The sequence below is a fragment of the Thermovirga sp. genome, from assembly GCA_012523215.1.
Taxonomy (GTDB): Bacteria; Synergistota; Synergistia; order Synergistales; family Thermovirgaceae; genus 58-81.
Genome location: JAAYIZ010000138.1, coordinates 1 through 6930, shown reverse-complemented (window position 1 = coordinate 6930; position 6930 = coordinate 1). Strand labels below are relative to the sequence as shown.

Genomic DNA, 6930 nt, shown 5'->3' with positions numbered 1-6930 from the left:
TTCCTTTGTAAGAAAGGGTACTTTAAGGAAATTTGCCTATATTCGATTACCGATGGAGAGAGGGGTTCAGGCGTAAGGGCCAGGAATAGGCTCCGAGGGCAGCCGCGGGGGACCACAGCTGAAAAAGGCAGCCTTGAGCGCAGGTGCTATAAGGCTTTCCAGGTCCTTCTCGGCGCGGAAGCCGATCGATACGCCAGGCCCGGGGACGGAATGACTGCTTTCCGCTACCTAATTGATTACACTATTAAGTGATAATCCAACATATTTGGTAGAATGATAGTAGATAGTTGGGATTTCGCAAGGAGGAACCCGCATCCAGGTCCGCCCAGCCTTGCTGTGGCTTTGTTATAAGCCCGATGTGACTACGGTCGAGATCGATCCGGGCCGTTACCTCCGGCGATTCCTTTTACGAGCTCTGGGCTATCCAAGGAATCTAGTGCCTGTAAGTGACGCGAACCTCCAGGTTGTTCGAAAAAACCTTGAAACAAGCAACCCTTTGAAGGGAGGGTCGGGAAACTGCGAGAAGAGTTTCATCAATTGTGTAGGTCTGACACCCAAAAGGGGGTGATAGGTTTGGTCAGGAATACATTAATTTGTACTGTTGGCACAAGCCTTTTTGAGGGCAACCTGGCTCGCTTATCGGAAGACACTCCAGATCTGCCGGAGAACTGGAAGGTGTTGAAAGAATACTTCGAATCCAAAAACTGGAGCCTCCTGACAAAAGAAATGCTCAAACTTGACCCTACTCTGCGGGTATGCGGGGCAGAGATCAACACCATCGAGGAATCCAAGAAAAAGGGTTTTATTACGCTAGAAAAGTTGTATTTCCTGGTCTCCGATACCGAGTACGGCAAAGGCACCGGCGAATTCCTGAAAAAATACTATTCGGCAAGGACGGACCTGGATCTAAAGATGCTGGATTATTTTGTCGTGGAAGACCTCCAGGACAAAAACTCTGAAGACTTCAAGATCAAGGGTCTGCGTAACCTGGTACGGGAGGCCTCAAAGCTCATACGGCAATCGGGGGGGCCCCGGTATGCAGCCATCAACGCCACCGGTGGTTACAAGGCCCAGATCGCCGTCGCGGTAATCCTCGGTCAGGTCCTTTCGATCCCCGTCCTCTACCAGCACGAAAAGTTCCCCCAGATCATTGACTTTCCACCCTTGCCCGTTTCTTTCGATTATGACCTGCTGGGAGAGAATGCCCACCTGCTTGCCCGGTTCGAAAACGGAAAAACTCTGGAATCGGGCGAACTGGGCGAAGTGGACGAGAAACTAAGGGTTCTCCTCGAGGAGGTTGATGTCAGCGGCTCCAGATTATTCGGACTCGGCGCGGTGGGGCAGATCTTCATTGAAGGTTTCCGCATCAGGAATCCCAAACCGCCTAACCTGGTGGATGCCGGCGAGAGGAAAAGCGAACCCTCTTTTCGAAAAGACCACTACCCCGAGGGGTTTGAAGATTTTGTCAGGAAGGTCTGTAAGGAAGTAGGCTGGATAGTCACGGCCTGGTCGCTCCCTTACGACAAGCAGAAATCCATCAGGGGCATTGGTTTTTCGGTTAAGGAGATCGACGGCGAGAAAAGATTGGTCGGACATTACGAAGATCGTAACAATTTTGGGGCCAGGTTCCAGCTGAGCCTCACCGATGAATCCGCCACGGCGCTGACGTGGGCCGCAGTGACGTTGAACGACAAGTATGCGTAGACCCGGTAAAACTTGGCCGTCCAGGGGGTGATGCGATGCATGGAAGCCCGCTCCAGGTTTGGCTCGATACCTGAAGCAAAAGGGGGAAACTGATGACCGTGGATGAATTGAGGAGCCTTTTGAACAATGTGGTAATGGGTGGTTTTTTACACGACGTGGGTAAGCTCGTCCAGCGCGCCACGAAAAAAAGGGTCAACCACATGGAGGGGGGGCCCAATGGCTTGAAGAGCTGGGGCAGCCTTGGGAAAGCTATTCATGGGCGGCAAGGTATCACAACACAGACCCAAGAGCGGGCATCAGGCTCGAGGACCTGAAAGATCGTTCAAAATCCCTTGCCGCGGCCATTATCGCCCATTCCGACAGCCTTTCGGCCTCAGAAAGGGAAGAAGTGACCGGACAATGGGATCCCGACGTCCCGCTTTGGAACATTTTTGATCGTGTAAGTATCGATGGGCAACCGGAAAAAACTTCGCCGCGGACCTTTTTTCCGATAGCGCCATTGGATGACACCGGCATGATCCTGCCCGAACCCGCCACTAACAGGTCGATGGAATTCAATTATTCAGCGATCGAAGACGGCCTGAGTGGCACTCTGGCATTGGGAGAGGGTCGAGCGATCGGTCCCAACTGGCTTGACAGGGTCCTGGAAAGATATCTGGCTTTTGTGCCCAGCGAAACGGCCGTGGGAGAAGGCCGTTATCCCGACATATCCCTTTACGATCATCTCAGGACAACCGCCATGATAGGTCTCTGCCTCGCCGGGGTTGTCTTCGAAAAACACGCTGATCTGACCGGACAAAAGGACCCGATGGCGGCCTTCGAAGAGGTCCAGAAAAGGCTGAGGCCCGACAAAGCTGCTCCTTTCCTGATGGTGGAGGCCGATATAAGGGGGATCCAGCGCTATATTTACGACATAGGAAGCAAGAAGGCCCTGCGCGGGCTACGATCAAGGTCCTTCTATATCGAAGCCATGCAAGAAAAGCTCATCTTCGAGCTTCTATCGATCCTCGGGTTCCCTCGAAGCCAGCTTCTCTTCGTCGGCGGCGGGCACTGGATCATGGTTCTCCCCAACACGGCCTCGGTCATTGAAAAGGTCGAAGGGTTCAGGGACGAGGTCAACAGGCGCCTTCTCAAAGAAGAAGGCGGGCGCTTGTCCATATCCATGGCCTGGAACGCCTTTTCCTGGAGGACCCTTGCTGAAAAAAGGGTTGACCAGGCTTTCCGGGAAATGGGTGAAAAACTCTCGATGGAACGTTCGCGCCCATTCAAAGGTGTCCTTGGGGAGACCCTCGGGAGCCTGAACGACCACCACCTTCATGGCAGCTGCACCGTGTGTGGGAAGAGGACCGACGCCTTGAAGCCTTTGGATCGGGAGGACGCCGACCTATTCTGCCGGCATTGTATCGAACTGGTAGATGCCGGTAAGGCTCTGGGCTCCTCGGAGAGTCGTTACCTCTACATGGCTTGAGGGTCGGGGGAAGGCACTTTCAGTATTTTGGGGTCCCCTTTCCCTGTATCGACAAAGGCTGAGGATATATCGGGAACCTCCCCCCTGGTGCTGGTCCTCAAGGAACCCCACGGGAACCTCCGAAAGGAGGATGATCGCTTTGTATCCATGCCATGGGCCGGATACGCGTCGGACGCCGAGATCGAGAAGATCGTACAGTCGGGCTGCATTGGAGCGAACAAGATCGCGGCCCTTCGTATGGACGTGGATAACCTTGGCAGGATCTTCAGCGAGGGGTTATCGGGCGATGGTGACTCCTCGTACAGCCTTTCTAGAGTAGCGACTCTATCGAGGCTCCTGACGCACTTTTTCAAGATAAATATCCCGCATATCGCCTACAAACCAAAAACCAGGCTTGTCGAAGGTGCCCTTGAGGGTCCCCGGAGGATGATCCTCGTCTATTCCGGCGGCGATGACCTCTTTGCCATAGGCGCTTGGAACGAGATAGCGGAGTTCTCTATGGATGTAACTGATCATTTCAAGGATTTCACCGGCGACAACCCCTCGGTGACCATTTCCGGGGGAATGATCATGGCCGACGACAAGGCTCCTGTCTATCAGCTTGCCGATTCGGCCGGGATGGCCGAGGAGCATGCCAAGCAACACGTATCGGAGGGTGTCAGTAAGGGCAGCCTTTCCCTTTTCTTCGTGCCGGACCCGGGGACCCCTTCCAGGAAACCCAGAGAATTTGCCTTTAGCGCAAAGAACGAGCTACCCGTTCTCAAGGGGCAGATCCTCCAGTTCCTAAAGGGCTCGACGCTGTTGAAGCAGCAGGACGGCAGAAGGATAAAGCTGAATATGGACAGGGCTTTCCTTAGGAGGATCATGGCTCTGGAAGAAATGGATCTATCAGGGGATGAGCGGTGGAAGATCCATGCCGCTTACGCTGGCGCTCGGTCGGACCGTGAATTCGAAAAGAAGGCCTTTAGCGACATGGAGTCTTCGGATAGCCGAGCTATCAGGGTCGCTCGAGTAGCGGCGCAGTGGGCCGATTACCTGATCCGATAGGATCTAAGGAGGTATACGAATGTCGCAACCTACACCAGCTCAGGCAGCGGGAACAAGTATCCAGGGGTACATACAGCGGATCAAGAGCCTTCCATCCTTGCAGGAACTCACGGCGGAAAAGCTCGTTGAGATGACACGATCCCTGGGGAAACGATTCGCTGAAAAGAAAGTACCCGCTTCGCAGATTTACAAGTTCCACGAGCATATCATCAGGCTTGCCACGAACGTTTCAGCCGGCAGGGTGGAGCCGTCGGAGGCGAAGATCCTCAGTTACCACCTATCTTATGCTGCCGCAAGGATCACCAACGTTGATCAGCGTAACGCGATGAAAGAGCTTGCCTCCTTCTTCGATGCCGCCCTGGAGAAGACCGGTACGGCCGGGGACATCGTCAGGCTCCGGCAAATATCCGAGGCGGTCGTCGCCTATCACAAATTCTTTGGCGGGCGGAATTAGCCCTCGAAAGGAGACCACCATGGGAAGCAGGAAACCGATAATCGGGAAAGCTGTCATAACCGGTGAGATCATTTGCAGGACGGGGCTCCATATCGGCGGTTCCGATACGGAGCTCTCCATCGGAGGGATGGATAATCCCGTCATAAGGGACCCCCTTTCCAGGCAGCCCTACGTACCCGGCAGTTCCCTTAAGGGAAAGCTGAGGTCCTTGCTCGAAAGGTCCCTGGACAAGGAATTCAACAAAAAGGGCGGCTTTGAAATATGGAGGCACGAATGCAACGACCCCGCCTGTCCCGTGTGCCGCCTTTTCGGGGCTAGTACTGAGGGCAGGGGGGGGCGCAACATACCCTCCAGGCTGCAGGTGAGGGATGCGTTCCTTACTGAAGAAAGCCTCAAGAGGCTGTCAGAACTGGATGAAGGGCTTCCCTACACCGAGTGGAAGTCCGAGAACAGTCTCGACCGGGTCACTTGCGCTGCCATGCCGAGGCCTATTGAGAGAGTACCCGCCAGTTCCGCTTTTTCCTTCGAGATCGTATACACCGTTGAGGATGCCGACCAGGTTAAGGAAGATCTGGACAACCTGCAGGCCCTGTTCGGACTGTTGGAGGACGACTCCCTCGGGGGTGGGGGCAGCAGGGGGAGCGGGAAGGTCTCTTTGAAAATAGCTTCGGTGATGTTAAAGCCCATAGAGACTTACATCTCCGGTGAAGAGCCTGTCGCTATCGATCTCAACGGGCAGACCCTTGGGACAGTCCTTGCCGGGAAGTTGATACCGTCATGAAGAACAATGCCTTGGTGTTGACCCTTTGCTTCAAGCAAGGTATCCGCCAGGGCGGTCTTGTAGGGGATGTCAACCGGCAGGAGAAGGGCTTGAACGCCAGCTCCATCTGGGGAGGGCTGGGGTGGGCCTGTGACTCCCTCTTTGGTCCGTCGAGGACCGAAGAGATAATACGGTCCTGCAGGCTTTCTTCGTTGCTCTGGAGGTGTGAGGACCAATGGTTCGTGCCGGCTCCGGCGGTAGCCGTTAGTGGATTGTCCTTTGATCAGGCCCGAAGGGCTAGGAAACTTTCCTGGGTCCCGGTGGATTCCCTGGGACCCATGCTTGCCGGTGTGGACGTACCTGAGGCAGTCGAACTGTTCGTCGAAGACGTGACGGTCTCGGCCGCCCTCGACAGGTCCACCAACGCCGCCGTGCCCTACTACAGGAGGAGGATCGAGCCTCGGGAGGGTGTCGAAGGAGTGATCGTCGCGGAAGGACCCGGAGAGATGCTGGAAGATCTGGGCAAGGCATTCTGCCTCCTGGGCGACAATGGTCTTGGAGGGGAGAGGAGCAGCGGGTGGGGTGTTTTCCGCCCGGGCAAGATCGAGGCGAAACATACCCCCTTTGCCCCTCTTCTTGAAAACGAAGGTTTTCGATACCTGACGCTGGGCTCATTTCTGCCCGCTAACGATGAGATCGAGAAGGTCGAGACCATGGAAGATCCCGCCGGTTACACCCTATGCCGACAGAGGGGTTTCGTCGGTGAAACGGACGAGATCAAACCTACCGTGGTTTCGATAGGCCCGGGTTCTCTCCTTGATTTCCGGCCCGAAGGGTGCCTCCTGGATATTACCCCCCCGGCTACGGGTCACCCAGTAATCTTCAATGGAAGGACCCCATCCATAGCAGTGAATTTTCCAAGTGAAGGGGGGCGGGAATAATGGCGAAGCTCCCATGGAAGCTTTCCAGGTACCGGTGCACTCTCACGCCCCTTTCACCCTTGCACATAGGTACAAAGGACCCAAACCCCGCCTGCCGATATGTCCTCCCTGACGGTAGGGGGTTCGGGCTGTGCCTGAGGGAGTCCTTCGTAGTATCAAAACTGAAGGATGCCCAGATCTCGATAAAGGATTACATGGAAAAACCCTTCCCTCCGGGTGGTCTTCCCCGCGGTGAGGCTGAATTGGAAAAGGTTAAGGCCTACGATATAGAATTCACGAAGGCGGCAAAGGAATTGAACAAGGAAGCCCGTCCATTCATCAGGGACGGATTTGGACGGCCCTACATCCCAGGTTCATCCCTTAAAGGGGTGTTGAGGACTGGTTTGGTGTTCTCGTCCTTGCTCAATGATGACGAGAAAAGGAAAGAGCTAGCCCAAGATAGGAATATAAAAGATGTCATTACTATGATGAGGCGCTCAAGCAAAGACAACATCGGCGCCATTCGTAAACGAAACACGGCAAGAGAAAGAACGATCGAAGGTCTGTTCAGATCCGG

The 6930-nt window shown here is 54.7% G+C and carries 8 protein-coding genes; all 8 read left to right on the top strand.

Features of this window, described 5'->3' with window-relative positions:
* The first annotated feature begins 675 nt into the window (after positions 1-675).
* On the top strand, positions 676-1704 hold the full coding sequence (locus tag GX108_03865; GenBank protein NLO56181.1) for a putative CRISPR-associated protein: 1029 nt from the start codon (positions 676-678) through the stop codon (positions 1702-1704).
* 92 nt (positions 1705-1796) lie between these two features.
* Complete coding sequence (locus GX108_03860) at positions 1797-2018, top strand: hypothetical protein (GenBank protein ID NLO56180.1); 222 nt, start codon at positions 1797-1799, stop codon at positions 2016-2018.
* On the top strand, positions 1934-3172 hold the full coding sequence (gene cas10, locus GX108_03855) for a type III-A CRISPR-associated protein Cas10/Csm1 (GenBank protein NLO56179.1): 1239 nt from the start codon (positions 1934-1936) through the stop codon (positions 3170-3172). The genes GX108_03860 and cas10 overlap by 85 nt, the downstream gene beginning before the upstream one ends.
* Before the next feature lie 147 nt (positions 3173-3319).
* Positions 3320-4219: a hypothetical protein gene (locus GX108_03850; GenBank protein NLO56178.1), complete on the top strand. Its 900-nt coding sequence runs from the start codon at positions 3320-3322 to the stop codon at positions 4217-4219.
* A 19-nt stretch (positions 4220-4238) separates the two neighbouring features.
* Positions 4239-4673, top strand: a complete 435-nt coding sequence (gene csm2 / locus GX108_03845) for a type III-A CRISPR-associated protein Csm2 (GenBank protein ID NLO56177.1) — start codon at positions 4239-4241, stop codon at positions 4671-4673.
* Between the two features lie 19 nt (positions 4674-4692).
* Positions 4693-5454 (top strand): type III-A CRISPR-associated RAMP protein Csm3, encoded by a 762-nt coding sequence (csm3, locus tag GX108_03840; protein NLO56176.1) that lies wholly within the window; start codon positions 4693-4695, stop codon positions 5452-5454.
* Positions 5451-6374, top strand: coding sequence for a hypothetical protein (locus GX108_03835; GenBank protein NLO56175.1), 924 nt, complete (start codon positions 5451-5453; stop codon positions 6372-6374). Before csm3 ends, GX108_03835 begins: the two co-directional genes overlap by 4 nt.
* Positions 6374-6930, top strand: a 557-nt coding sequence (locus tag GX108_03830; protein ID NLO56174.1) for a hypothetical protein, incomplete at its 3' end; no start/stop codon positions are given. The genes GX108_03835 and GX108_03830, both read left to right, overlap by 1 nt.

Coding starts and splice junctions, on each gene's coding strand:
- GX108_03860 (NLO56180.1), top strand. CDS start 1,797: ATGACCGTGGATGAATTGAGGAGCCTTTTGAACAATGTGGTAATGGGT.
- GX108_03850 (NLO56178.1), top strand. CDS start 3,320: ATGCCATGGGCCGGATACGCGTCGGACGCCGAGATCGAGAAGATCGTA.
- csm2 (NLO56177.1), top strand. CDS start 4,239: ATGTCGCAACCTACACCAGCTCAGGCAGCGGGAACAAGTATCCAGGGG.
- csm3 (NLO56176.1), top strand. CDS start 4,693: ATGGGAAGCAGGAAACCGATAATCGGGAAAGCTGTCATAACCGGTGAG.
- GX108_03835 (NLO56175.1), top strand. CDS start 5,451: ATGAAGAACAATGCCTTGGTGTTGACCCTTTGCTTCAAGCAAGGTATC.